18 protein-coding genes and 3 tRNA genes are annotated in these 24,133 nt (G+C 56.8%); 6 read left to right on the top strand and 15 right to left on the bottom strand.

Features of this window, described 5'->3' with window-relative positions:
* Positions 1-54: 54 nt before the first annotated feature.
* The 4 genes from rlmM to C3F35_RS16315 form a co-directional block, all read right to left on the bottom strand.
* On the bottom strand, positions 55-1,155 hold the full coding sequence (gene rlmM, locus C3F35_RS16330) for a 23S rRNA (cytidine(2498)-2'-O)-methyltransferase RlmM (RefSeq protein ID WP_103792574.1): 1,101 nt from the start codon (positions 1,153-1,155) through the stop codon (positions 55-57).
* Positions 1,148-1,543, bottom strand: a complete 396-nt coding sequence (locus C3F35_RS16325) for a DUF423 domain-containing protein (RefSeq protein WP_032613718.1) — start codon at positions 1,541-1,543, stop codon at positions 1,148-1,150. Before C3F35_RS16325 ends, rlmM begins: the two co-directional genes overlap by 8 nt.
* 45 nt (positions 1,544-1,588) lie before the next feature.
* The gene (gene gcvA / locus C3F35_RS16320; RefSeq protein WP_032613720.1) at positions 1,589-2,503 is read right to left on the bottom strand and encodes a glycine cleavage system transcriptional regulator GcvA; all 915 of its coding nucleotides are present in this window, start codon (positions 2,501-2,503) and stop codon (positions 1,589-1,591) included.
* Positions 2,504-2,852: 349 nt separating this feature from the next.
* Complete coding sequence (locus C3F35_RS16315) at positions 2,853-3,080, bottom strand: YgdI/YgdR family lipoprotein (protein WP_032613722.1); 228 nt, start codon at positions 3,078-3,080, stop codon at positions 2,853-2,855.
* Between the two features lie 192 nt (positions 3,081-3,272).
* Here C3F35_RS16315 and csdA point away from each other — a divergent pair, with 192 nt between their 5' ends.
* The gene (csdA, locus tag C3F35_RS16310) at positions 3,273-4,481 is read left to right on the top strand and encodes a cysteine desulfurase CsdA (protein WP_103792575.1); all 1,209 of its coding nucleotides are present in this window, start codon (positions 3,273-3,275) and stop codon (positions 4,479-4,481) included.
* Positions 4,478-4,918: a cysteine desulfurase sulfur acceptor subunit CsdE gene (csdE, locus tag C3F35_RS16305; protein ID WP_103792576.1), complete on the top strand. Its 441-nt coding sequence runs from the start codon at positions 4,478-4,480 to the stop codon at positions 4,916-4,918. Before csdA ends, csdE begins: the two co-directional genes overlap by 4 nt.
* Here the strand turns inward: csdE and tcdA are convergent.
* Both tcdA and mltA read right to left on the bottom strand, forming a co-directional pair.
* A complete protein-coding gene (gene tcdA / locus C3F35_RS16300; RefSeq protein ID WP_032613728.1) occupies positions 4,909-5,715 on the bottom strand; it encodes a tRNA cyclic N6-threonylcarbamoyladenosine(37) synthase TcdA in 807 nt (268 codons plus the stop codon). The genes csdE and tcdA overlap by 10 nt on opposite strands.
* 70 nt (positions 5,716-5,785) lie before the next feature.
* Positions 5,786-6,883 (bottom strand): murein transglycosylase A, encoded by a 1,098-nt coding sequence (mltA, locus tag C3F35_RS16295; RefSeq protein ID WP_032613730.1) that lies wholly within the window; start codon positions 6,881-6,883, stop codon positions 5,786-5,788.
* Between the two features lie 207 nt (positions 6,884-7,090).
* Between mltA and C3F35_RS16290 the strand changes: the two genes are divergently transcribed.
* From C3F35_RS16290 to C3F35_RS16270, 3 genes are all read left to right on the top strand, one after another.
* Positions 7,091-7,167, top strand: a tRNA-Met gene (locus tag C3F35_RS16290).
* Positions 7,168-7,338: 171 nt separating this feature from the next.
* Positions 7,339-7,415, top strand: a tRNA-Met gene (locus C3F35_RS16280).
* Between the two features lie 171 nt (positions 7,416-7,586).
* Positions 7,587-7,663 (top strand) — tRNA-Met (locus C3F35_RS16270).
* Between the two features lie 88 nt (positions 7,664-7,751).
* On the opposite strand, the gene amiC is transcribed toward C3F35_RS16270, so the two are convergent.
* The gene (gene amiC / locus C3F35_RS16265) at positions 7,752-9,005 is read right to left on the bottom strand and encodes an N-acetylmuramoyl-L-alanine amidase AmiC (protein ID WP_032613732.1); all 1,254 of its coding nucleotides are present in this window, start codon (positions 9,003-9,005) and stop codon (positions 7,752-7,754) included.
* A gap of 229 nt (positions 9,006-9,234) precedes the next feature.
* Here amiC and argA point away from each other — a divergent pair, with 229 nt between their 5' ends.
* Entirely contained in the window at positions 9,235-10,566 is a 1,332-nt protein-coding gene (gene argA, locus C3F35_RS16260; protein ID WP_059307275.1) for an amino-acid N-acetyltransferase, read from the top strand.
* Positions 10,567-10,619: 53 nt separating this feature from the next.
* On the opposite strand, the gene recD is transcribed toward argA, so the two are convergent.
* The 8 genes from recD to C3F35_RS16220 all read right to left on the bottom strand — a co-directional run bounded on the left by recD (position 10,620) and on the right by C3F35_RS16220 (position 24,115).
* The gene (recD, locus tag C3F35_RS16255) at positions 10,620-12,440 is read right to left on the bottom strand and encodes an exodeoxyribonuclease V subunit alpha (RefSeq protein ID WP_059307274.1); all 1,821 of its coding nucleotides are present in this window, start codon (positions 12,438-12,440) and stop codon (positions 10,620-10,622) included.
* Positions 12,437-15,982, bottom strand: a complete 3,546-nt coding sequence (gene recB, locus C3F35_RS16250) for an exodeoxyribonuclease V subunit beta (RefSeq protein ID WP_103792579.1) — start codon at positions 15,980-15,982, stop codon at positions 12,437-12,439. The genes recD and recB overlap by 4 nt, the downstream gene beginning before the upstream one ends.
* A complete protein-coding gene (gene ptrA, locus C3F35_RS16245; RefSeq protein ID WP_103792580.1) occupies positions 15,979-18,861 on the bottom strand; it encodes a pitrilysin in 2,883 nt (960 codons plus the stop codon). The genes recB and ptrA overlap by 4 nt, the downstream gene beginning before the upstream one ends.
* A gap of 139 nt (positions 18,862-19,000) precedes the next feature.
* Positions 19,001-22,375, bottom strand: a complete 3,375-nt coding sequence (gene recC, locus C3F35_RS16240; RefSeq protein ID WP_103792581.1) for an exodeoxyribonuclease V subunit gamma — start codon at positions 22,373-22,375, stop codon at positions 19,001-19,003.
* A gap of 12 nt (positions 22,376-22,387) precedes the next feature.
* Positions 22,388-22,711, bottom strand: a complete 324-nt coding sequence (locus C3F35_RS16235; protein WP_103792582.1) for a prepilin-type N-terminal cleavage/methylation domain-containing protein — start codon at positions 22,709-22,711, stop codon at positions 22,388-22,390.
* Positions 22,696-23,100 (bottom strand): DUF2509 family protein, encoded by a 405-nt coding sequence (locus C3F35_RS16230; protein WP_103792583.1) that lies wholly within the window; start codon positions 23,098-23,100, stop codon positions 22,696-22,698. The genes C3F35_RS16235 and C3F35_RS16230 overlap by 16 nt, the downstream gene beginning before the upstream one ends.
* Positions 23,097-23,660, bottom strand: coding sequence for a prepilin peptidase-dependent protein (locus tag C3F35_RS16225; protein WP_103792584.1), 564 nt, complete (start codon positions 23,658-23,660; stop codon positions 23,097-23,099). The genes C3F35_RS16230 and C3F35_RS16225 overlap by 4 nt, the downstream gene beginning before the upstream one ends.
* The gene (locus tag C3F35_RS16220; protein WP_032613753.1) at positions 23,651-24,115 is read right to left on the bottom strand and encodes a prepilin peptidase-dependent protein; all 465 of its coding nucleotides are present in this window, start codon (positions 24,113-24,115) and stop codon (positions 23,651-23,653) included. Before C3F35_RS16220 ends, C3F35_RS16225 begins: the two co-directional genes overlap by 10 nt.
* Positions 24,116-24,133 lie beyond the last annotated feature (18 nt).

The raw sequence follows: 24,133 nt of genomic DNA, 5'->3' as shown, positions 1-24,133 counted from the left end.
TGGAGTCACGATCCCCCCTCCAGATGGGAGAGGTGTGGTGTAAGGGAACCGGTACTACCTCTCGTCGCGACGCCCACCGACGGCAGCCCACCAGCGGCGGATATGCACGGTGACTTCTTCGCGATCGTGGTAAAGCTGGCGCGCCTGAATAACCACGTTAATACCGTGCTCATCCATCTGCTCCTGAATGTAGGCCAGATTCTGCGAAACTTCCTCATAGCGCTTTTTCATTGGCAGCTTGAGGTTAAAAATGGTCTCACGACACCAGCCGTTCACTAACCAGGAGGCCATCAGGGCCGCCACTTTGGCCGGTTTTTCTACCATATCGCACACCATCCACGAGATGTTGTTGCGGGCTGGACGATAGCGGAAACCATCTTCACGCAGCCAGGTGACCTGCCCGGTATCCATCAGGCTTTGCGCCATCGGGCCGTTATCGACGGAGGAAACCCACATGTTGCGTTTCACCAGTTGATAGGTCCAGCCGCCCGGACAGGCACCGAGATCGACCGCATACATACCGTTTGCCAGGCGTTCGTCCCACTCATCAGCAGGAATAAAGACGTGAAACGCCTCTTCAAGCTTCAGCGTAGAACGGCTGGGTGCATCCGCCGGGAAACGCAGACGTGGGATGCCCATAAAGAACGGTGAGTTATTGGTGGTGTACGAATAACCGGTATAACAGCAGCCAGGGGCGATAAAAAAGATATGCACTACCGGACGTTTTGGTGTCTCGTAGTTGGTCAATACGCCCGCGTCACGCAATGCCGCGCGCAGCGGCACGGTGAACTTACGGCAAAACTTCATCAGCTCTTTGCTTTCGTTGGTATCTGCAACTTCAACGCGCAGATCGCCACCCTTCTCCACAACGCCCTGCAACATGCCAACAATTGGCGTAATGCGATCTTCAGGTGGAAGGTCTTTCAGAAGCTCACCCGCGACAAACATCTGGCGGGCAAAAATCAGCGAGGTGAACGGCAAGTCGCGAACCAGTTTTTCTGCATCATCTGCCTGGTAGCATTCAAAAACGACATAGCCCGAATTCTCTTTCACGCGGGCAAAACCAAACACTTCGCGCTTCGCGGCTTTATCAGTGATCTCCGCGGCACACTCTTTTTCAAAGCCCGGGCGACAATATAAGACAACTTTATTCATGAACAACGCCCTTGCGTTTCAGACGGAACGAACCGATTAACATTAAAACCCACCCGACCAGGAAGCTGACGCCGCCGACCGGGGTAACAAACGCCCACAGGCGTAAATGCGACAGCGCAAGGCAGTACAGGCTACCGCTGAAAAGCACGGTACCCAGCGCCATAAATACGCTGCTCCAGTAAAACCAGATACTGATACGGCGCTGCATCGCCACGGCTAACCCGAAGATCGCCAGGGTATGAAACGCCTGATATTCCAGACCGGTGTGGATCCAGTCCATCTCCACCACACCCAATGATTTGCGTAAGACATGTGCGCCAAAAGCGCCCAGGGCAACAAAAATAAAGCCACTCACCGCGGCAAAAATCAGCATAAAACGGCTGGTCATGTTTCTGTCCTGAAGTTATGCGCGTCCTGCGCGCAAAAGAAAGTGTTACTCGTACCGAAAGCGGAATTTTTCTTGCTCATTGGCCGCCTTTGCCAGGATCCACTGGCGAAACGCGGCTATTTTACCCAGTTCTGCCTGACTGTCATGACAAACCAGATAAAAAGCGTTCTTGCTGACCAGAACATCATTAAAGGGGCAGACCAGGCGGCCGGCCTCAATTTCGGACTGCGCCATGACGTTGTTTGCCAACGCCACGCCCTGTCCGTGAATGGCAGCCTGTAACACCATCGCACTGTGGCTAAAGATGGGGCCTTGCTGCACGTTTATATGGTTTAGACCGAGCTGGCGGGTATAAGTTTGCCAGTCGCGGCGAGAAGCATCATGTAAAAGCGTGTGCTGCGCCAGATTGGCGGGTGCTTTTAACGCTTTTTCGCCTGTTAAGAGTAGAGGCGAGCAGACCGGCAGCAAATATTCTGCGTACAATTTTTCGACACGCAGGCCTGGCCAGTTGCCGCGACCATAGAAAATCGCCACGTCAACGTCGTCTGCCAACTTGTCTTCCTGACGGTCGACGGCCTGGATTCGGACGTCGATTCCCGGATAAGCTGAGTTAAAGCTTGAGAGCCTCGGCACCAGCCACTGAATGGCAAAACTGGGCAATAAGCTTACTGTTAGTGCGCCTTTAGCACTGCGCGCCTGCAACTTACGGGTAGCCTCCGTCAGTTGGGAAAAGATCTCTTTAATATCCTGAAAATAGCTCTGCCCCTCTTCGGTCAAAAGCAGGGAACGATTGCGGCGGCGGAACAGCTTGAGGCCCAGAAAATCCTCAAGAGACTTGATTTGATGACTTACTGCGGCTTGCGTCACAAAAAGCTCATCGGCCGCGCGCGTGAAACTTAAATGGCGGGCGGCTGCATCAAATACACGTAATGCATTCAGTGGTGGTAATCGCTTGGACATGGTTATCTGGCTTAGATGTTAACGGCTTTTAACAAACAGGAAACAACGTTTAACCTATTAGTTTTTTTTATCTGAGCCATTATAAATTGTCCGTTGAGGAACTACCAGCAAATACCTATAGTGGCGGCACTTCCTGAGCCGGAACGAAAAGCTTTTTTTGGAATGCGTGTTCTGAAGGGCTTTTGGCTTACGGTTGTGATGTTGTGTTGTTGTGTTTGCAATTGGTCTGCGATTCAGACCTCGGTAGCTACGCTACCAATTTTTCACTTCCTGTACATTTACCCTGTCTGTCCATAGTGATTAATGTAGCACCGCCCAATTGCGGTGCTTTTTTTTGTCTGCAATTCTGTTAGTGATCCAGCTCAACCATCTCTTTCACATCACTACGGTTGATTTGCTGTTTGTTCCCGTTTGCGTCCTTATACGAGATCATGCCGGTATCATTATCGGTTTGTGGCTTACCTTCCGACACGATTGAACGGCCATCATTGGTATGCATCACGTAGTTGTTACCGGAACAGGCGCTCAGGGCAAAAGTAAGCATACAAGCAGAGGCAATTGCGATAGTCTTTTTCATCTTTATCTCCTTTAGCAATTAATGCTATTAAAAGCATGTTTCATAACAGGCTAAAACATTCTCCTGACTCTATTTCAGCATAACCTGCTTCGTCTGTTACGCCAGGATAAACAGACAAATCCGATAGAGATCAACCTTCTTGCCCTTCCACTGAATTTGCGCGACGATCTATTCACGATGAAGAGGAATTCAATGAACGCATTCAGCCCTGCCCATTTCCGCGCACAGTTCCCGGCGCTGGCCGATGCCGGTGTCTATCTTGATAGCGCTGCGACAGCCCTCAAGCCACAAGCGGTGATCGATGCCACGCACCAATTTTACAGCCTGAGCGCAGGCAATGTGCATCGCAGCCAGTTTGCCGAGGCGCAACGCTTAACCGCGCGCTATGAAGCGGCCCGCGATCAGGTCGCACAACTTCTTAATGCCGAAAGCGGTAAAAACATTGTCTGGACGCGGGGCACCACCGAAGCCATCAACATGGTAGCGCAGTGTTATGCCCGACCACGCCTGCAACCGGGCGATGAGATTATCGTCAGCGAGGCAGAACATCATGCCAATCTGGTTCCATGGTTGATGGTGGCTGAACAGACCGGTGCGCGGGTGGTGAAATTACCCCTGGGCGCAGATTTCTTAGCCGATGTTACCCGCCTCCCCGAATTGATCACCCCGCGCAGCCGCATTCTTGCCCTGGGGCAGATGTCCAACGTCACCGGCGGCTGCCCGGATCTGGCCCGCGCCATCCAGCTTGCCCATGCCAGCGGCATGGTGGTGATGGTCGATGGCGCACAGGGCGTCGTGCACTTCCCGGCAGACGTGCAGCAGCTGGACATCGATTTCTATGCCTTCTCCGGGCATAAACTGTATGGCCCAACCGGCATCGGCGCGCTGTACGGCAAAGCGGAGTTGCTGGAGCAAATGACGCCGTGGCTCGGCGGCGGCAAGATGATCACCGAAGTGACCTTCGACGGCTTTAAAACCCAGGCGGTGCCGTATCGCCTGGAAGCCGGGACGCCAAACGTCGCCGGGGTGATTGGCCTGAGCGCAGCGCTGGAGTGGCTGGCGGATATCGATCTGCAGCAGGCCGAGAGCTGGAGCCGCGGGCTGGCGACGCTGGCAGAAGAAGCGCTGAAAAAGCGCCCCGGTTTTCGCTCTTTCCGCGTCCAGGACTCAAGCCTGCTGGCATTCGATTTTGCCGGGGTGCATCACAGCGACATGGTGACCCTGCTGGCGGGATATGGCATTGCCCTGCGTGCCGGACAGCATTGCGCCCAGCCGCTGCTGGCAGCGCTTGGTGTCAACGGCACGCTGCGCGTCTCGTTTGCTCCCTATAACACCCAAAGCGATGTCGAGGCATTGGTTTCCGCCGTCGATCGCGCCCTTGCTTTACTGGTGGATGAATGACAAGCCCAATCCTCGCCGGACACCCGTTCGGCACCGTTATCACGGAAGAGACGTTAAAACAGACCTTCGCCCCGCTGAGCCAGTGGGAAGACAAATATCGCCAGCTGATCCTGCTGGGCAAACAGCTGCCTGCGCTGTCCGATGAGCTAAAAGCACAGGCAAAAGAGATCCCCGGCTGTGAGAACCGCGTCTGGCTTGGGGTAACGCCCGTTGGAGAGAAGCTGCACTTTTATGGCGACAGCGAAGGCCGCATTGTGCGTGGCTTACTGGCCGTGCTGCTGACGGCAATAGAGGGAAAAAGCGCTGCGCAGATCCTTGGCGAAAGCCCGCTGGCGCTGTTTGATGAACTGGGTTTACGCGGACAACTGAGCGCCTCGCGCAGCCAGGGGCTGAATGCGCTGAGCGAGGCGGTGCTGGAGGCGGCGCGTCAGGCCTGACGTTCCGCCTTCGCCATCATCTTTTTCAGGGCGTGAGACACGGCGATAAAACCAAAGGTCGCGGTCACCATGGTGGCCGCGCCAAACCCGGAGGCACAGTCCATTCGTTTTGGCCCTTCGGCGGAGCTCTTCATGGCACACACCGAACCGTCTGCCTGCGGATAGACCAGGGCTTCCGTTGAGAAGACGCAGTCTATGCCCAGCTTCCCTTTGCTGTTCTTCACTACCCCAAAATCGCTTTTCAGACGTTCGCGCAACTTGGCCGCCAGAGGATCCTGGATAGTTTTCGCCAGATCGGTGACCTGAATCTGCGTCGGGTCGATCTGCCCGCCCGCTCCGCCGGTAGTGACCAGCGGCACTTTATTGCGACGACACCAGGCGATCAGCGCCGCTTTCGGGCGCACGCTGTCGATGGCGTCAATGACGTAGCTGTAACCCGCCCCCATGTACTGGGCGACGTTATCGGCCGTCACAAAATCATCAATCACCGTGACGCGGCACTCCGGGTTTATCTGGCGAATGCGATCCGCCATCACCTCGGATTTTGCCAGCCCGACGCTGTCGCGAAGGGCGTGGATCTGCCGGTTGGTGTTGGTAACGCAGACATCATCCATGTCGATAAGCGTAATGGCGCCGATCCCGGTTCGTGCCAGCGCTTCCGCCGCCCATGAGCCAACGCCGCCAATCCCGACCACGCAGACATGCGCATCGGCAAACAGTTGCAGGGCTTTTTCACCATATAAACGCGCGGTGCCACCAAAACGCTGGCGCCAGGCTTCGCTCATTACCACAGACATAAGACCTCAGATGTAAAAAGGGTGAGAGTTACCCCTCACCCCGGAAAACATGGCGTCAATATTACCACACTCAGCCGCTAAACACGTTGCCCGCGCCTGCTGCGCTTTTCAGAACCCATACGCGCCCGTAGTGGTTATACCAGCCTGCGCGGTGACCGGCATCAGGCCCGATCCCCTGATAGATGTCGAAGTGCTGGCCTTTGATGGCCCCACCCACATCCAGCGCGACCATCAGACGCAGTTCATACTGGCCGGAGAATTTACCGTTGTTATCCAGCGTCGGCACTTCTGCTAACAGCGTCGTACCCGGCGGGATCACTGTCTTGTCAGAGGCCACCGATGCACGGCCAATCAGCGGGACCGCGCTCGCCCCTTTCACCGGAGCAAAGTTTTGCGGTTTAAAGAATACAAATGAAGGGTTTTGCTCAAGCAGTTCACGCACTTCGTATTCACTGTGCTTCTCGCCCCACTCGCGGATCGCCTGCATCGACATATCTTCGCGTTTCACTTCCCCACGATCGATCAGCACCTTGCCGATGCTGCGGTAAGCATGGCCGTTCTTGCCGGAGTAGCTGAAGAAGTTAAGCGGGCTGCCGTCGCCAAAATCAATATAGCCGCTGCCCTGCACATCCATGATGAAGTTATCCATCAGCGAGTTGCTGTAGGCCAGGATGTAGTTGTCGCTTAACGCCCCGGAATAGATCTCGGCGCGGGACGGCAGGCGGCCACGTTTTGGCGGCATGCGGTAAATCGGGTATTTGAACTCACCCTGGGCGGTATGGCGCGCCTGCACTACCGGGGTGTAGTAGCCAGTAAACTGGACGTTACCGTAGTTATCGGTGCCTTCCATCTGCCAGGCATCAATACCGTACTGGCGCATGGTGCGCGTATCGCCCCCGGCGCGTAGCCAGTCCTGTACAGCGTTATACACGGCATTCTGCGAACCATACAGCCGCGGCGATGCGGTACGGATTTGGCTTACCTGTTCTGCGAAGTCACCGCCGTTAATGGGCGCGCCCACGGCATCCGGCTGATTCACTAAAGAGAAAGGCTGGGTCAGTTTCCCGTCTTTATATTGCTGACCGCGGTCGGTCGGTTTGGAGGAGCAGGCAGCCAGAATGGCTACCATCGCGCCCGTCATCAGATACTTCGCCCAACGTCCTTTCATTATATCCCGTCTTTAAGTTGCCCGATTCTGCGCAATGAAGATAACAAACCGGCAGAGGTAATGAAATGCGATTACCGCCCCTTACGCAAATTTTGCATAAAAAACAGTCAAATTGTCGCCAGAGCGTACAATCAACACCTAATTTGGTGATTTTTACGAAAAAGGGTTGCAACAAAAAGTCAGCAGAGTATAGTGCGCTTCCACGGACGCGGGGTGGAGCAGCCTGGTAGCTCGTCGGGCTCATAACCCGAAGGTCGTCGGTTCAAATCCGGCCCCCGCAACCAATTAAAATTTGATGAAGTATCTTCTACGACAGTAGAAATTTTTGCGAAGTAGTTCGAAACACAGCAAGGCGGCGACGCAGTGAATCCTTAGAAACTTACTCAAGTAAGTGACTGAGGTGAACGAGGAAAGCCAACGCAGATGTGGTTTGAAATACGAAGCGAAAAGACGGACGCGGGGTGGAGCAGCCTGGTAGCTCGTCGGGCTCATAACCCGAAGGTCGTCGGTTCAAATCCGGCCCCCGCAACCAATCAAATTTAAAGAAGTAAGATTCTACAATAGTAGAAATTTTTGCGAAGTAGTTCGAAACACAGCAAGGCGGCGACGCAGTGAATCCTTAGGAACTTACTCAAGTAAGTGACTGAGGTGAACGAGGAAAGCCAACGCAGATGTGGTTTGAAATACGAAGCGAAAAGACGGACGCGGGGTGGAGCAGCCTGGTAGCTCGTCGGGCTCATAACCCGAAGGTCGTCGGTTCAAATCCGGCCCCCGCAACCAACACTTCTAAAAACAATAAACACCCTTCCGGGTGTTTTTTTGTATCTGAAGTTTGTCATTTTGCCGGGCGTCAACCCGGCCTGGCTGATTAGCCTCGTCTGGCGAGTGTCGCCCCATCCGAGAAATAAGCTTTAATCCCCGCCAGTATCGACTCCGCCACTTCCTGCTGGAAGGCGGCCGTCTTGAGCTTGCGCTCCTCTTCCACGTTACTGATAAAGGCGGTTTCGACCAGTATCGACGGGATATCCGGCGCTTTTAGTACCGCAAACCCGGCCTGCTCGACGCTGTTTTTGTGCAGTTTATTAACCCTACCCAGTCTACCCAGCACGGCTTTACCGAACTTCAGGCTGTCGGTGATGGTCAGCGACTGCACCATATCAAACAGCGTGTGGTCGACATAGCGATCGCCGCTCTTGCTGACGCCACCGATAAGGTCAGAGGCGTTTTGCGAATCTGCCAGCAGTTTTGCCGCCGTACTGGTTGCCCCTTTGGTTGATAGCGCAAATACCGATGACCCGCTGGGCTGGCGGCTGGTAAAAGCATCCGCATGAATAGAGATGAACAGATCCGCGCGCTGCTTTTGCGCTTTCGCCACGCGCACTTTTAGCGGAATAAAGACATCTTCGTTGCGCGTCATATAGGCGCGCATGTTGCCTTCTCTGTCGATCAACGCCTTCAGGCGACGGGCGATCTGTAGCACCACGTCTTTTTCCCGGGTGCGGTATTTGCCCACCGCGCCGGAGTCTTCCCCGCCATGACCCGGATCGAGCATGATCACAATCGGACGATCCCGTCCGGCTTTGCCCGGCTGCGGACCACTTTGCGCAGGCGGAACCTGCTTTTCAAGATCGCCTTTGTTGTAATCTTCCAACAGCGCCAACAAAGGATCCTGAATATCCGTCGCGTTGGCAGGATAGAGATCCATCACCAGACGCTCTTTAAAACCCGCCACGGGCGCCAGGGCAAACAGCTGCGGCTTAACGTTCTGCTTCAGTTCAAAGACCATGCGCACGGTGTTCGGATCAAACTGCCCGACCCGCGCTGATTTGATGTAGGGATCGTCGCCCCGGATCTGGGCGCTCATCCCTTTGAGGACAGAATTGAGGTTCACTCCTTCGATATCCACCACCACCCTCTCCGGGTTACTCAGGGCGAATTGCTTATATTTCAATATCCGGTTGGACTCTACCGTCACGCGTGTATAGGTTGAAGACGGCCAGACACGCACCGCGACGACCTGACTGACGGCGGCAAGCCCTACCTGACTTACGCTAAGCAACCACATTGCCCCGGCCCCTTGTAGCAGGCGGCGACGACTTAATGCTTTACTGGATCCCGACATGCTTCTCCCGAGCAAAGATATCGAATAACTTCTCATAACGTCCAAATTGACCGAAAACTTTAACGAATGATGCATAAACTGTCATCCCTAAAAGGGTAAACAATCATGCGTTAACGATTACTTCACTGAAGATTTTATTTGCTTCGCAGAAAAGTTTGGCTTGCACGCAGGTGCATATTCGAATAAAAATACAAAAATTACGAATAAACATTCATTGAGGGGTTGTGCCGTGGTGAAGGAACGTAGAATCGAACTGGTCCAGGGATTCCGCCATTCTGTTCCCTATATCAACACCCACCGGGGGAAGACGTTCGTCATTATGCTGGGTGGCGAAGCCATTGAGCATGAGAACTTCTCCAGCATTGTCAATGACATCGGCCTGCTGCACAGCCTTGGAATTCGCCTTGTCGTCGTTTATGGCGCTCGCCCGCAGATCGAAGCCAATCTGGCCGCACATCACCATGAGCCGATTTACCATAAACACACCCGCGTCACCGACGCCAAAACGCTGGAACTGGTTAAGCAGGCTGCTGGCCAGCTGCAGCTGGACATTACCGCGCGGCTGTCGATGAGTCTCAACAATACCCCGCTGCAGGGGGCACACATTAACGTGGTGAGTGGCAATTTCATTATCGCCCAGCCGCTGGGGGTGGACGACGGGGTGGATTATTGCCACAGCGGTCGTATCCGTCGTATCGATGAAGAGGCTATCCACCGCCAGCTCGACGGCGGCGCGATTGTGCTGACCGGCCCGGTTGCCGTCTCGGTGACCGGCGAAAGCTTCAACCTCACCTCAGAAGAGATTGCCACTCAGCTGGCGATCAAGCTGAAAGCAGAAAAAATGATCGGCTTCTGCTCCTCGCAGGGTGTCACTAACGAGCTGGGGAATATCGTCTCCGAGCTGTTCCCGAACGAAGCCCAGGCGCGGGTCGAAGCGCTTGAGGAGCAAGGCGACTACTACTCCGGTACCGTGCGTTTCCTGCGCGGCGCCATCAAAGCCTGCCGCAGCGGCGTGCGCCGCAGCCACCTGATCAGCTATCAGGAAGATGGCGCCCTTCTGCAGGAGTTGTTCTCCCGCGACGGGATCGGAACGCAGATCGTGATGGAGAGCGCCGAACAGATCCGCCGCGCCACGATCAACGACATTGGCGGCATTCTGGAACTGATTCGCCCGCTGGAGCAGCAGGGGATCCTGGTGCGTCGCTCCCGCGAACAGCTGGAGATGGAGATCGACAAGTTCACCATTATTCAGCGCGACAACCTCACCATCGCCTGTGCGGCGCTCTACCCCTTCCCGGAAGAGAAGATTGGCGAGATGGCTTGCGTGGCGGTACACCCTGACTACCGCAGTTCGTCGCGCGGCGAAGTGTTGCTGGAGCGTATCGCACTCCAGGCGCGGCAACTGGGGTTGAGTAAGCTGTTTGTGCTGACTACCCGCAGCATTCACTGGTTCCAGGAGCGCGGCTTCACGCCGGTGGACATTGATTCCCTGCCGGAAACCAAGAAAGAGATGTACAACTATCAGCGTCGTTCGAAGGTGTTGATGGCGGATTTGGGATAAGAGGCAGGATCCCAGGCCGGGCGAGCACAAGCGCCGCCCGGCTTTTCACAGTCTTACAAGGCTTCGAAAATCGCACTCAGACCGCTGCGTCGCTCCGTTCGGGTGGTAACCGCCTGCACCAGCACACCGTCATCCGCATACAGTGATAGCCGCCGCCGTGCGCGGGTAATGGCGGTATAGACCAGCTCGCGGGTGACCACCGGGGACATCTGAGTAGGCAAAATCAGCGCCGCATGATCGAACTCAGAACCCTGGGATTTATGCACCGTCATCGCCCATGCGGTTTCATGCTCCGGCAGGCGGCTCGGCTGGACGGACTTCAGGCTGCCATCCGGCATCTGGAACCAGACGCGCAGCCCCTGCCCCCGATCCAGCGCAATGCCGATATCACCGTTAAACAACCCCAGCGCACTGTCGTTACGCGAGATCATCACCGGGCGTCCTTCATACCAGCGTGAATGTGGCTGACGGCTGATGCGGCGTTTTTGCACCAGCACGTGCTCCAGCCTTTCGTTGAGTCCGGCCACGCCAAAAGGCCCGTCACGTAAGGCGCACAGCAGCTGGTAGCTGCCAAATGCCGCCAGAATTTCTTCTTCGGAGGCCTGATGTTGCACCCGGTCAAGGAAATGGTGATAACCCTGCAGGGCATCCTCCAGCATCACCAGATACTCTTCCCCGCTCTGGAGCTGCTTTTTCTCGATATCACTGAACGTGCCGTCAAATACTGAGCGAATAGCGTGACGATCGCCGCGGTTGACCGCGGCCGCCAGCTGCCCGATGCCGGAGTCGCTGCCAAATCGGTAGCTTTTTTGCAGCAGGCAAAGGCTGTCACGCAGCGCGCCCGCGACCGGACTGATGTTGCCTTCCATCTGGCATCCTGTCATCCCGGCCAGCTCCTGGGCACGCTGCACGGTAAAACCGGCGCTGGCCCAGGTACAAATATCGCCCAGCACCGCACCCGCTTCGACAGAGGCCAGCTGATCGCGATCGCCGAGGAAGATGACCCTGGCATGAGGCGGCAAGGCGTCAATCAGACGAGACATCATGGTCAGGTCGATCATCGAGGCCTCATCCACCACCAGCACATCCAGATGTAACGGATTCCCGGCATGGTAGCGCAGACGCTGGCTGCCCGGCTGAGCACCAAGCAAACGGTGCAGGGTACTCGCTTCGGTCGGGAAACGCTTACGCTGGAGGTCGGACAGCGGGAGCTGTTGCAGCGCACCGCCCAGAGACTCGGTGAGGCGCGCGGCGGCTTTACCGGTTGGGGCGGCCAGCCGGATACGGCACTTCTCCTCTCCCGCCATCTGGATCAGCGCCGCCAGCAGGCGGGCGACGGTGGTGGTTTTACCGGTGCCCGGTCCGCCGGAAATTACCGAGATACGCCGCGTTAACGCCACGGCCGCCGCCACCTTTTGCCAGTTAACGGCTTCGTCAGAGGTGAACAGCGCGTTCAGGGTACGCTGAACGTCAGCACTGTCATGAGGCAACGGCTGGTTGGCTTCGCTAAAGAAACTGGCCACAGCCCGCTCATAGCGCCACATGCGGTTGAGGTAGAGCCGGTCCCCTGTCAGCACCAGCGGCGTTGGCTCGTCCCCTGCGCTCACAGCCCGGGAACGCATCAGCGTTGTGGGCCAGTCCAGCGTTTCATCATGCAGGGCAAAACAGGCCTGCAGGGCGGCGGTTTTCGCCTCCGCCTGCAGGCGTGACAGCGGCAGGCAGACATGCCCCTCGCCGGTATCCCGGCTCAAGATGGCTGTCGCCAGCATCACGGAGGGTTCATCATTCCCCGCCACCATCATCGCAAACTGCACATCCAGACGACGCAACACGCGCTGTTCTACGGCCTCCAGCAATAATTCCTGCATCGTCATGACACAAGCTCCTCTCGGCTTGCAGAAAACAAGCTATCCATTTGATTTATTAACATTTCATCCGGGCGGGTGGTAAAGCAACCGGCCCCCGGCGAGCTGCCGTCCACTCCGCGTAAAAACAGGTAGATCACACCGCCGAAATGCCGCTGATAGTCATAATCAGCGATACGGTGGCGCAGATAACGGTGTAGCGCCAGCGTGTAGAGCTGATATTGCAGATCGTAGCGGTGGGACTGCATCGCGCGCGCCATCGCCTCCGGGGTATAGGCCTCGCCATTTTCGCCCAGCCAGTTGGACTTATAGTCCAGCAGGTAGTAACGGCCATTATGGCGAAACACCAGGTCGATAAAGCCTTTCAGCATACCGCGCACCTGGCGGAAATCGAGCGGCGGGCAGTCGCGTGACAGCGGATCGTACTCGCGGATCAATGCATCCAGCGCATCGGCGGTAAGCGGCCCGGCAACCGGCAGGTAAAACTCCATCTCAACCTGTTTATCGGTGGCTGATAGCTGGCTCAGCGAGACCCCTTCTTCATTGAGCGGTGTCTGCAGAACCTGGGTGATCCACTGGGTTAACACCGGCTGCCAGCGGGCGTCATAGCCGCCTTTCTGCAACATCTCCAGTACCCACTCCGGCGAGACGGGTTGGGTAAAATCGAGCGCTTCAAACAGGCCGTGTAAAAAGGTGCCCGGCGAGGCACCGCGCGGGAACTGATGTGGCGTCAGCTCCGGCTCTTGTACGACTTGGCCAGTGCCTGCGGCATCGATGTCGAGCCGCGGCATCAAATCCTGGGCGATACTGTGCCCGCGCTGTTGCAGCCCGGAATAACTGGTCACTCGCCAGTCATCGAACAGTACGCGAGCCACCTGCCGCGCCTGCAGATCCGGCATTGTTGACTCCGGCATGTTCCAGCGGGCGGTATCGGCCACCCCGGCAATCTGCAGCGCAAGAGGGCCAGTGCACAGGGTTTCCAGGCACTGGCGCAGCCCGGCGGCATCTTTCGGCTCACCGCGCTGGATCAGGCGACCCAGCGCACTGAGGTGGAAATCGCTGTCACCAGACTTGTCGCCACGACGACGAAACAGCGGCGCGACGCCCAGACTGCAATGCCAGACCGAGCGGGTTAATGCCACATATAGCAGGCGCAAATCTTCCGCCAGCCGCTCGGCTTCGGCCAGCTCAACGCTGTCCTCCGCCTTGCTGAGATCGAGCACGGCTTCAAAGGTTTTGCGATCGTGGTAAAAGGCCTGATCCTGCACCCGATAGTTGGCAATAAAGGGCAGCCAGACCAGCGGGTATTCCAGTCCTTTCGATTTGTGAATGGTGACAATTTTTACCAGATGTTTATCGCTTTCGAGGCGCATCTGCTGGCTGGAGGCATTGCTGTTGGGTTCGGCGATATGCTGCGCCAGCCAACGCACCAGGGCGTGCTCGCTCTCCAGCTGCGTTCCCGCCTCCTGGAGCAACTCGCTGATGTGCAAAATATCGGTCAGACGGCGTTCGCCGCCGGCGGTGGCCAGCATATTTTCCGCAATATTGCGCTGCGTCATGATGTCGCGCAGCATCGCCATCACGCCCCGCTTCTGCCAGCGTTCGCGGTAGTGGGTAAACTCTTCTACCGCCTCATCCCAGAGGGTTTCACTGTTATTCAGCATGTCGATGTCGCGAGCGGTAAGCCCGAGCATGGAACTTGCCAGCGCGCTGCGCAGGATGCTTTCACGCTCGGGTGCCAGCACCGCCTGCAGCAGCCAGAGCATCTCCTGGGCTTCGAGCGTTTCAAACACGCTGTCGCGGTTGGAAAGATAGACCGAAGGGATGGTCAGCAGCGTCAGCGCATCGCGAACCAGCGCCGCTTCCTGACGACTGCGCACCAGCACCGTGATGTCCGAGGCTCTAACCGGACGAGCCTCGTCACCCCGATGCAGGATGGCTTCACCGCGAACACCCGCACTCAGCCAGTCGCGGATTTGTGCCGCGCAGTGCTGGGCCATAAAGGCCTGATAATCTCCGACGCCACATCCCTCGCCCTCCATCAGCCAGACGTTCATCGCTGGCTGAAAATCACCTCGCAGCTCAAAGCGCAGCCCGGCATTTTTAGGGGCCGATTTGACCGGCAGGAACGGGATTTCACGGAACATGAAGGCGTCGTTCATTTGTGAAAAGAGGGTATTCACGCTTTCTACCATTCCGGGCGCTGAGCGCCAGTTGGTATCCAGCGTATAGTGCGCAGCGACTTCGCCACGCGCTTTCATATAGGTAAAGATATCTGCCCCACGGAACGCATAGATCGCCTGTTTCGGGTCACCAATCAGTAGCAGGGCAGTGTCTGGCTGCTGACGCCAGATCCGGCGGAAAATCCGGTACTGCTGGGGGTCGGTATCCTGAAATTCATCGATCATCGCCACCGGGAAACGGCCACGAATAGCCGCAGCCAGCGCATCACCATTGTCACTGTTCAGGGCCTCATCGAGACGACTGAGCATATCGTCAAAGCCCAGCTCGCCACGACGGCGCTTTTCCCGCGCCACTGCGGCGCGGATCTCTGCCAGCGCACGAGTGATCATCAGATCGTTCAGGGTCAGCGGCTCAGCCAGCAGAGTGTCGATGGCGGCAAACAGAGGGTGCTGCGGCACTTCGCCGCCCGCTTTTGTCCGCTCCGCAAGAAACGTTTGCGAGAACTTTTCCAGCGCGTCAGGCAGTTGATAGCTGTGCTTCTCCTCCTGAGCCCAGGCCGTCACACGCTCGATGTATTTTGCCTGGTTGCCGCGGTTGAACTTGCGCCGGTCGATACCCGAACGTTCAATAACCGCGTCGATTTCCGCCACGCTGCTGGACCACTGCTGCTTCATGGTGGCAATTAAGCCGACGATCTTCTCATGGCGGGAGGCCAGCGTTTCGTCCGCAGGCGGAGGGGATTTAATGACCGGGGCCTCGCCCTGCAGATAACGATCGATGGAGCGGAGTAACTCTTCCGGCCCTTTCCATAAACCATGAACCGCTTCGGCAATATCACGTGGCAAGGGGTAGCAGTGACGACGCCAGAAATCGGCGCACGCCTGGTAGCGCAACAGGGATTCATCTTCGATCAGTTGTTGCTCAAAGAGCATGCCGGATTCAAAGGCGTTCAGGCTGAGCATCCGCTGACAGAAGCCGTGGATGGTGAACACGGCGGCCTCGTCCATCTGGCGTTCCGCCAGCAGCAGCCACTGCGCCGCCTGCTGGGTATCTTCGATCTCGTCCAGCAGGCTGGCATATAGCGGGTTATCTGTGCTCTGTCTGAGGCAGGCAATCCGCAATTCGTGAATGTTAGCGCGGATACGGCCGCGTAGTTCTTCCGTTGCGGCTTCGGTGAAGGTCACCACCAAAAGCTCTTCTACGCTGAGCGGGCGGCTGAAGGCTGCGCTGCCGCCCAGTCCGAGCAGCAGACGCAGATAGAGTGCCGCAATGGTGAAGGTTTTTCCGGTTCCCGCTGAGGCCTCTATCAGTCGCTCCCCCTGTAACGGTAAACGTAGGGGATCAAGGGACTCGGCGGTATCGGTCATTCGTTCTTACTCCTGGGCAAAGATTGCTGCAATGCGCTCACGCTCTTCCAGACTGTCCAGCCTGCAGGCGGGGTGACGTCGGCTTTTTTACTCTGACTACCCGAGACCTGGGACAGGATCGCCATCCCCTGCGGGGCAACCACCGCCTGGTGGAAGAAGTCAGCCACTTTCTGCGGCGTGAGCTGTTTTATCTGGGCCACTACTTTATCATGCGAATCGAAGCGCATATTACCCCGATCGAAATCTTTGCTGATCTTTGATGCCTCTTCGGCCAGGGTTTGCGGCGGCTGCGTAATCTGGGCGATCACCGCCTGCTGGATCTGAGCAAACTCTTCTGGCTTCATGGCCCGCAACTTCGCTTCTGCCTGCGGGAAGAATGCCTGGAAACGCTGCCAGAGATAATCTGGCTGTTTATCACTGCTTTGCAGCAGGAAGCCCATTCCCCACTGGCGGCCCACGTTCATCGAGAAGGCAAACACGGCATAGCCCAACTGCTCTTCGGTACGCAACTGGGTATAGAACCACGGCTGCACGATCTGTCCGAGCACGGCGCTGTAGGCCGAGCTGGCATATTCGTCATAGCCGGTCGGGACAAAGACCGCCGCCAGCGCAGAGTCTGTGCTGCTGCCGGGTTTCTCGAATATCACGTTCTGCTGTTTATCCACCAGCACATCCTGGTTGCGGCACCATTCAGTGCCCTTAGCCCCCAGCTGGGTGCGGACGTCCTGTGCCAGCATTTTCGCCTGATCTTCGCTCATATTGCCCACCACAAGGAACTCTGGTCTGGCGTTGGTTTTCAGCGCCGCGCGGTAGGCCATCACCTCGTCCAGCGTAATTGACGGCAGCAGCGCCCGCCGATCTTCGCGCTGGAAGTAAGGCACCAGGGACAGCATTTGCACTGGCATAATGGCCTGATCGAACGCTTTGCCCTTCTCAGCGGAGTCCATCATTTGTGCATACCAGGATTTGGCCTGCGCCAGTTGCTCCTCGGTGGCGGTGTAGCTGAAATAGCCTTCCAGCAATGCCTTAAACAGCTGTGGCAGACGCTGGGTATAACCGTTGGCGTTGAGCATCAGGCCGTTGTTGGCGTTGGTCGAGAAACCGATCCCGCCCACGGCAGCCTGATTGCTGAGCTGATCCAGGGCGATACCGGCCAGATAATCATTCAGGGCAAACATTACCTGGTTTTTAGCGCTGTCCATCGCCGCAGGATTACGCAGCACCATGCTGACATTGGCTTTTGGCTCGCTGGCGAAATAGCGGCTCGGGGTATAGACCACACGCAGGTCAGACTCATCCACAATCAGCTGCGGTTTAGGGTACGCTTTAGCGGGCTTGATCAGCGTGAAGTCGTCCGGGATATAGGGGTTTACTTCCGGCAACTTGAGCGCGATGGCGGCAGATTTCTTCTGCCAGTCAGCAAAAGTTTGCTCGCTGATTTTATCCACCTGGTACTCAGCATTCACAAAATAGGCCGTTTTGTTATGCGGTTCGTCCGGGCTGATATACCAGATACGGGCGTTCTGCGGTGTCATCATCGCCAGACGGGCTTTGACGGCATCCGCATCATACTTATCCGCGATATTGACGGCATCCAGCGTATGCTCAACCGGCACACGGATCATGGTGTCCGCCAGCCACTCAACGTAGTCCATATCGCGGGTGATGGAGGGATAACGGAAGTCGAGATCCAGCACGTGCGCCAATTCATCGAAATAGCGTTTATCGACACCTTTATCACGCAGCAGCGACAGGTAGCTGAAAATCGCGGCGACCACCTCATCACGATGGGCCAGCCCTTTATCGGTTAAGGTCGCGGAGATAGCCAGCACACCACTGTTGCCGTTAACGATGGGATCAGAATCTGCGCGAATACCTTCCACCAGCCCCTGCTTTTGCAGCCAGTCGGACAGGGTATCCGGGCTGCGGTTGCCTATCAGATAGTTAACCAGTTCATCGGTTTTGCTGCGAAACTGCGCCGTGTTGTTATCAATGCGGAATTCAACGCGCAACACCTTTCGCGGCATCGCGGGAACATAGTGAATGATCAAGCCTTTCTGCGCATCGGTGACTACCGGTACGGTGGTTTCAGGGCGGGTAATGTCTTTATTCGGTACGCGGCCGTAAGTCTCGGCGGCGAGTTTCGCCAGCTCCGGCAGAGGTTTGTTGCTGTACACCACCGCTTTCATCAGATTGGCGGAGTAGTATTTGTCGCGGAACGCGTGCAGCGCATCGAGCACCGGGCTGCCTGGCTTATCGCTCAGGGTTTCAAGATTACCGCCGGAGAAACGGGAGCCAGGGTGCGCGGGGTTGATGGTTTCGGCGCTGACCTGCGCCATACGCATACCGTCCCGGGTACGGGCCAGCGTCAGCTCGGCATTAACGGCGTTGCGTTCGCGATCGGCATATTTTTTATCCAGCAATGGGGCGGCAATGGCATCCGCAAGGCGATCAACCGCGCCGTCCAGCGCATCGTTTTCGACTTCCAGATAAAAGGCCGTACGGTAGGGCGCAGTGCTGGCGTTATGGCTGCCACCGTGCATTTTTAAAAATTCGGCCAGGCTGTCAGGCTGCGGGTACTTTTTTGAACCCATCAGGGTCATATGTTCAAGATAGTGCGCAAGCCCAGGATGGGATTCAGGATCTTCCAGCGAGCCAACAGGCACCACCAGCGCCGACAATGACTTGACGGCCTGGGGATCGGAAACCAGCAACACGACCATCCCGTTATCAAGGCGGATCGCCTGATATTCGCGGGTATCTTTATCGCTTTTGCGGATCGTTTCATGAATAGGTTGCCAACCGGTATTTGCTTGACTGAGGGGTGCCCAAAGAGCGACGAACAAAACTAAGGTTTTCAACAAGGTGCTGCCTGGCATTCACTACCTCTTCATCACGGACATCATCATTAACACGCTTCGTGCCGGACAGGCCAGCATCTCTTTGTGGTGTACATCAGTCCATGACAAGATGGGCATCATAAATGAATGCCCAAACCTGCGCAATTTTTATACAAGGTCAGGACTGATTAAATTTATACAGCGGCAACAGGTAGCGACGGGCCTCGTCTGTAATGGTCTGGAAGTACTCTGGCTCAAGGGTTCGCCACAGGCGTTGATACCAGACGTCGTCCCCTTCCCCACGCACGATCATGTTGCCTTCGTAGGCCTGCAAAAATTTGCTGCGCGCTTTTTGCAGGGTCGCGTCATCCGTTAACATCGCATCATTTGTGGCGTCATAACAGGTTTTAATCCACGCCCCCCCACTTTCTGGCAGCAACAGCAGCGGTGTATTCATCCCCTGCCGGTAACCTTCAACCAGCTGCGACAGATACTCCATTGCCTGTGCAGCAGGCAGCGCCGGGAAGCGCCATTCACCGTCTTTGCGTACAAACAACCGGCTCTCGCCTTCGCCACCGCTTGCACAATAGACAAGGTGTTCCAGCCAAAGTTGCAAACCTTGCGAAACGCTGAGCATCGACGGACGCCAGCGCAGCAAGCCATCTGGCTGCACATGTTGCAGCCACCCCGTCAGATTCACGCCGTTACAGTTGAGATCGATCTCCATGCTTGTACCGGGCTGGCGGCACTCTATCACCCGGTCGGCAAGGACCTGCATCTCCTCACACTGGGCATCCCAGGTGATTTCCCCGAAGGCGCCATACGGCAGTTGGCCTGCCGCGCGATAGCGGCGGAACAGCTTCTGCGCATCCTCCTGTTCCACCAGCGCGTTAAGCAACTGTTGGTTTAACTGGTAGCGGCTTAACCCATCCAGGGTAAACGGCTCCGCATCCGGGATCTCGCTCTCTTCGGAACGGAAATGAACCTGCAACCGCAACTGGAAAAAGGCCCGCACCGGGTGCGCCCAAAAGCGCTGGAGCTGTTCAAACGCCACCGTATCCAGCGGCAACGGATCCAGCGTCTGGATAAAGTCACCATGGGCCACCCCTTCCCGCTTCGCCGCGGGCAGCCATTCCCGGGCGTAGCTCTGCTGTTCGTTGTTCTCATAGTTGACGGCATCGAACGGCATACGGCTGTGACAGCAGGTAATATGCGCCTTCACGCGCTGTTCGCTTTCATCGCAATTAAGGTTCTCATCGCCCGGCAGGTAATGGCTTTGCCCGATGTAGTCCACCAGCTCCTGAACCAGCACCGACGGGAACCGTTCACTGTTGTCCTGGATGGAGCGGCCGATGTAGCTGATATAGAGCTGCTGCTGCGCGGAGATAAGCGCCTCAAGGAACAGATAGCGGTCATCGTCGCGGCGGCTACGGTCGCCACGCTGGGACTGTTGACTCATTAAATCAAACCCCAGCGGCGCCAGCGCGCGCGGGTAGACGCCGTCGTTCATGCCCAGCAGACAGACCACCTTAAACGGAATGGAGCGCATCGGCATCAGGGTGCAGATGTTCACCGGCCCGGCGAGGAAGCGCTGGCTGATACGCTCCTGGTCGAGACGCAGTGTTAATTCATCGCGTAACAGTGACAGCGGGATAGCTTCGCCATAGTGCGAAGAGATGCCCTCATCAATAATGGCCTGCCACTGTTGCTCGATTAACGCCATCGCCGCTTCTGTTTCCTGATCCGGCAGGAAGAAATCATTGAGCATTTCCCGGCATACCGGCATCCACTCCTCGAGCGAACGTGCTTTCACCAGCTCCCGCCGCCAGCGGTTAAGCTGCATCAGCAGCGAAGCCAGATGGCCGACCAGTTCGGCGATTAAGCCGCTGGATTCGTCATACGGCAGAACGGCATTCCACTCCCCCTGGCTGCTCTCCATGGCATAGCCGAGCAGCATGCGCGTCAGGCCAAACTGCCAGGTATGCTGGCCGGTGACCGGCAGTTCAAACTCCTGCACGTTGTCATCATCCATTCCCCAGCGTACGCCCGACTCGTTGACCCACTGGCGCAGATAACGCAGCGCGTCCTCGTCGATATCAAAACGGGCCGCCAGTACCGGAACATCGAGCAAGGCCAGTACATCTTCAGGTACGAAGCGGCTGTCCGGCAGGGAAAGCAGGCTGACAAACGCCTGCAGGGCCGGGTGGGACTGGCGCGCACGGCGGTCCGATATCGCAAACGGCACATAGCGATCGCCCGTCGCGCTGCCAAACACCGCCTGAATATAGGGGCTATAGGTGTCAATATCGGCCACCATGACCACGATATCGCGCGGCGTTAGCTGTGGATCGTCCTCCAGCATCGCCAACAGTTTGTCATGCAGCACCTCGACTTCTCGCTGCGGGCTATGGCACAGGTGGATAGATACGCTGCGATCGTCGGGATCGAGCCGACGCTTGTTGGCGCTACTGGCAAACTCGGCGGCGGTGACACCGGCCACTGCGCGGTTTTCCAGATCCAGAATATCCCGCTGCACGTTATGCAGCAGGCTGTCCGGGGTGATATCCGCAAAGGCATCGACATCCCCTTCGCCGGAAGCGGTCAGCTCCGAGAGCATATAGATATAGTCGCGTCCCAGTTTTCCCCAGGAGGCCAACAGCGGATTCGGTAAGTCCTGGATACCTTGTTCATCAAAGAGCTGCGCCGCCGTCTCGCTGTCTTTAAAGAGCGGCACCGCGTGTTCGTCGAACAGGCGACGACGCTGGCGCGTAACGAGGCGGGCCAGCCAACGGGCATCCTGAATATCCCCCCAGTAATGCCGACACGGGTTGGTAAACAGGATATGAATATCGATGTGTTTACCCAGCGCATTAAGCGCTTTCAGGTAAACCGGTGGTAAGGCGGAGATCCCGCAGATAAAGACCCGGGACGGCAGTCCGGCTGGTGGCACAGAGGCCGAATCCAGCATCGAGATAAAACGTTCATAAAGGTTGGCACGGTGCCACTGCGGCTGGCCCAGCTTTTCAGTATGTTCTACCAGCGCTTTCCACAGCGGTGCCTGCCAGACTTGCGCCTGGTCAAGACCGTCAATCAGCTCGCCCGCTTCCCAGCGCGTTAACCATTCCGGGCGGTAGACCAGATACTGGTCATAGAGATCCGCAGTACGCGACGCCAGCTGAAACAGTTTTCGTTTGTCGGTATCGTCGTTCAGGTAGTGGCGCAGCATGGCGAATTCGTCATGCGTCAGCATCTCTGGCAGGAGCGTCATTAACTTCCAGCTCATGCTTTGTTTGTTGAACGCGCTCTGTTTTGGGATGTCCGGCAGCACGCGAACAAACATATCCCAGATAAAGCTGGCGGGCAGCGGGAAATCAATATTGGCGGCAATGCCAAACTTTTGTGACAGGGACATTTGCAGCCACTGGGCCATACCTGTGCTTTGAACAAGAATCATCTCCGGTTCAAAGGGATCGTCGAGCCGCTGCTGCTCGACGATAAATTCCATCAGTGCTTCCAGCACATCAAGACGGTTTGAGTGGTAGACCCTTAACATTGCTGCTCCCAACTACTGGCTAACCGGGCAGTGCAGGCGCGTCATTTGACCCTGCCGACCCAATGGAGAAATAAGTGAGACCGAGATGCTGACACATCCGGCCGGTGTTGTCTGCACCCTGTTTACCTGCCAGCCCGGAGGCATCTCCCCGGCGGCCAGGTGTGACTGCGACCAGACATGACGCCAGAGCTGGCGATACTGCTCAAGGGCGACAAAGCGGCTGGCTAAAACACGATGGTAACCTGCCAGCCCGGTAACGACCATGACCATCAGCATCATGGCCAGCAAGACCTCGACGATGCTGAACCCTTTCTGTTTCGCTACGGTTGCTGACATAACGCCGTCTCCTTCAGGGGACAAAAATCGCTCCAGCCCTGCGGCGAGAAAGAGACTCCGTCATTCTTTACTTCGCCCAACCGCCACATCGTCACGCTGCCGCTGCTGGCAATAAGTAACGCGCGCCCTTCAAGGATGCGTAAGCAGACGCGCCACGGTTGCTGCGGATGCTGTCGGCATGTGGGCCCAGTCTGAGTTGGCCAGGAGAGCATTCTGCCCCACTCCAGCGCTGACTGGGCTATCGCCTGATGCTGTATCGCCTGATGTTCCGTACTGACGATTCGCGTCAGCGCAGCAAGCTGCTGGTTAAGCCCGGCCAGCATCAGGCTGCCGAGAATCAACAGCAGGAGCACCAGCGCCAGCGACGACATCCCCTGCTGACGGTTCACAGATTAAACCCGGTCACGGTGTGGTGCGCCTCGAACTGGCGCTGATGCTCTCCGTCGAGAGAAGCCGCCAGCGTCAGGCTCAGCTCCGGCGCAAAGCCCACACGTGAAATGCGCTGCACCTGAAAACGCTGAACCCTGATCCTGTCAGGGTCGGTTATTCTCTCCCAACCCTTACCGCCGCACTGCGTCGCACCTCGCAAAGTTTCCAGTGCGCCGTCGCTCAGGCGAAAACCAGTCTGCTCTGCGGCGGCTGAAGGCAAGGTTTCCCAGCGGCCATTACTGTTTTCGTCCCACTGAACAATGACGCATTCACCCCGCTGACCAATCGTCAACGGCTGTCCCTCGCACTTGCCCGCGCAATATCCCGCCCGTTGCAGGTGTTTACCTATGCCGTTTATACGCAGCCATAGCTCCTCTTCCAGCTCCTGCTGCTTCGTGAGCAGCACTACTGACCGCTGTAGCGCGGGCAAGAATCGCGCCGCACTCATCAGCAGTACGCTGCTTATCGCCATCGCGACCAGCACTTCGGTCAGTGAAAATCCCTGCTGCTTTAGCGGCATGCGAACTCTCCCTTTCCGTTGCACATACGGATACGCCCCCACGAGGATACGAGAATTAGCCACTCCCCGGCCTGGCTTTGCAGGCGTATGCGGCCAGCCCAGGCGGTATCCCGTAAACCGTAAAATCCCAGCCCAGGCGTTAACTCGGTGAGCTGAATGCCAGGCCACTGTGGCGTAATCACAAACGCATTGTCTGCCTGACAGACCGGAATGCCAGTTTTTAACAGACACCACCGTTTGCCGTCCTGTTTCAGGGTCACGGTATTGTCCAGGTTATTTCGCCAGGCATCATTTCGCAGCACCACCAGATAGTCACGCACCTGGCGCGCCGTCTGCCACAGCTGTTGTTGCTGCTGCCAGTGCCGCCAGCCATAGAGACCTGCCGCACTGAGCGTCAGGATCAGCGAGATGGCGATCAGCATTTCCATGAGGGTAAAGCCCTTTTCCTTTTTCATGGCAGCAGTGTGCCCGGA

Source organism: Leclercia sp. LSNIH3 (assembly GCF_002935105.1).
Taxonomy (GTDB): domain Bacteria; phylum Pseudomonadota; class Gammaproteobacteria; order Enterobacterales; family Enterobacteriaceae; genus Enterobacter; species Enterobacter adecarboxylatus.
The sequence above is the reverse complement of the archived record's forward strand: the minus strand, read 5'-3'. Positions and strand labels throughout refer to the sequence as shown.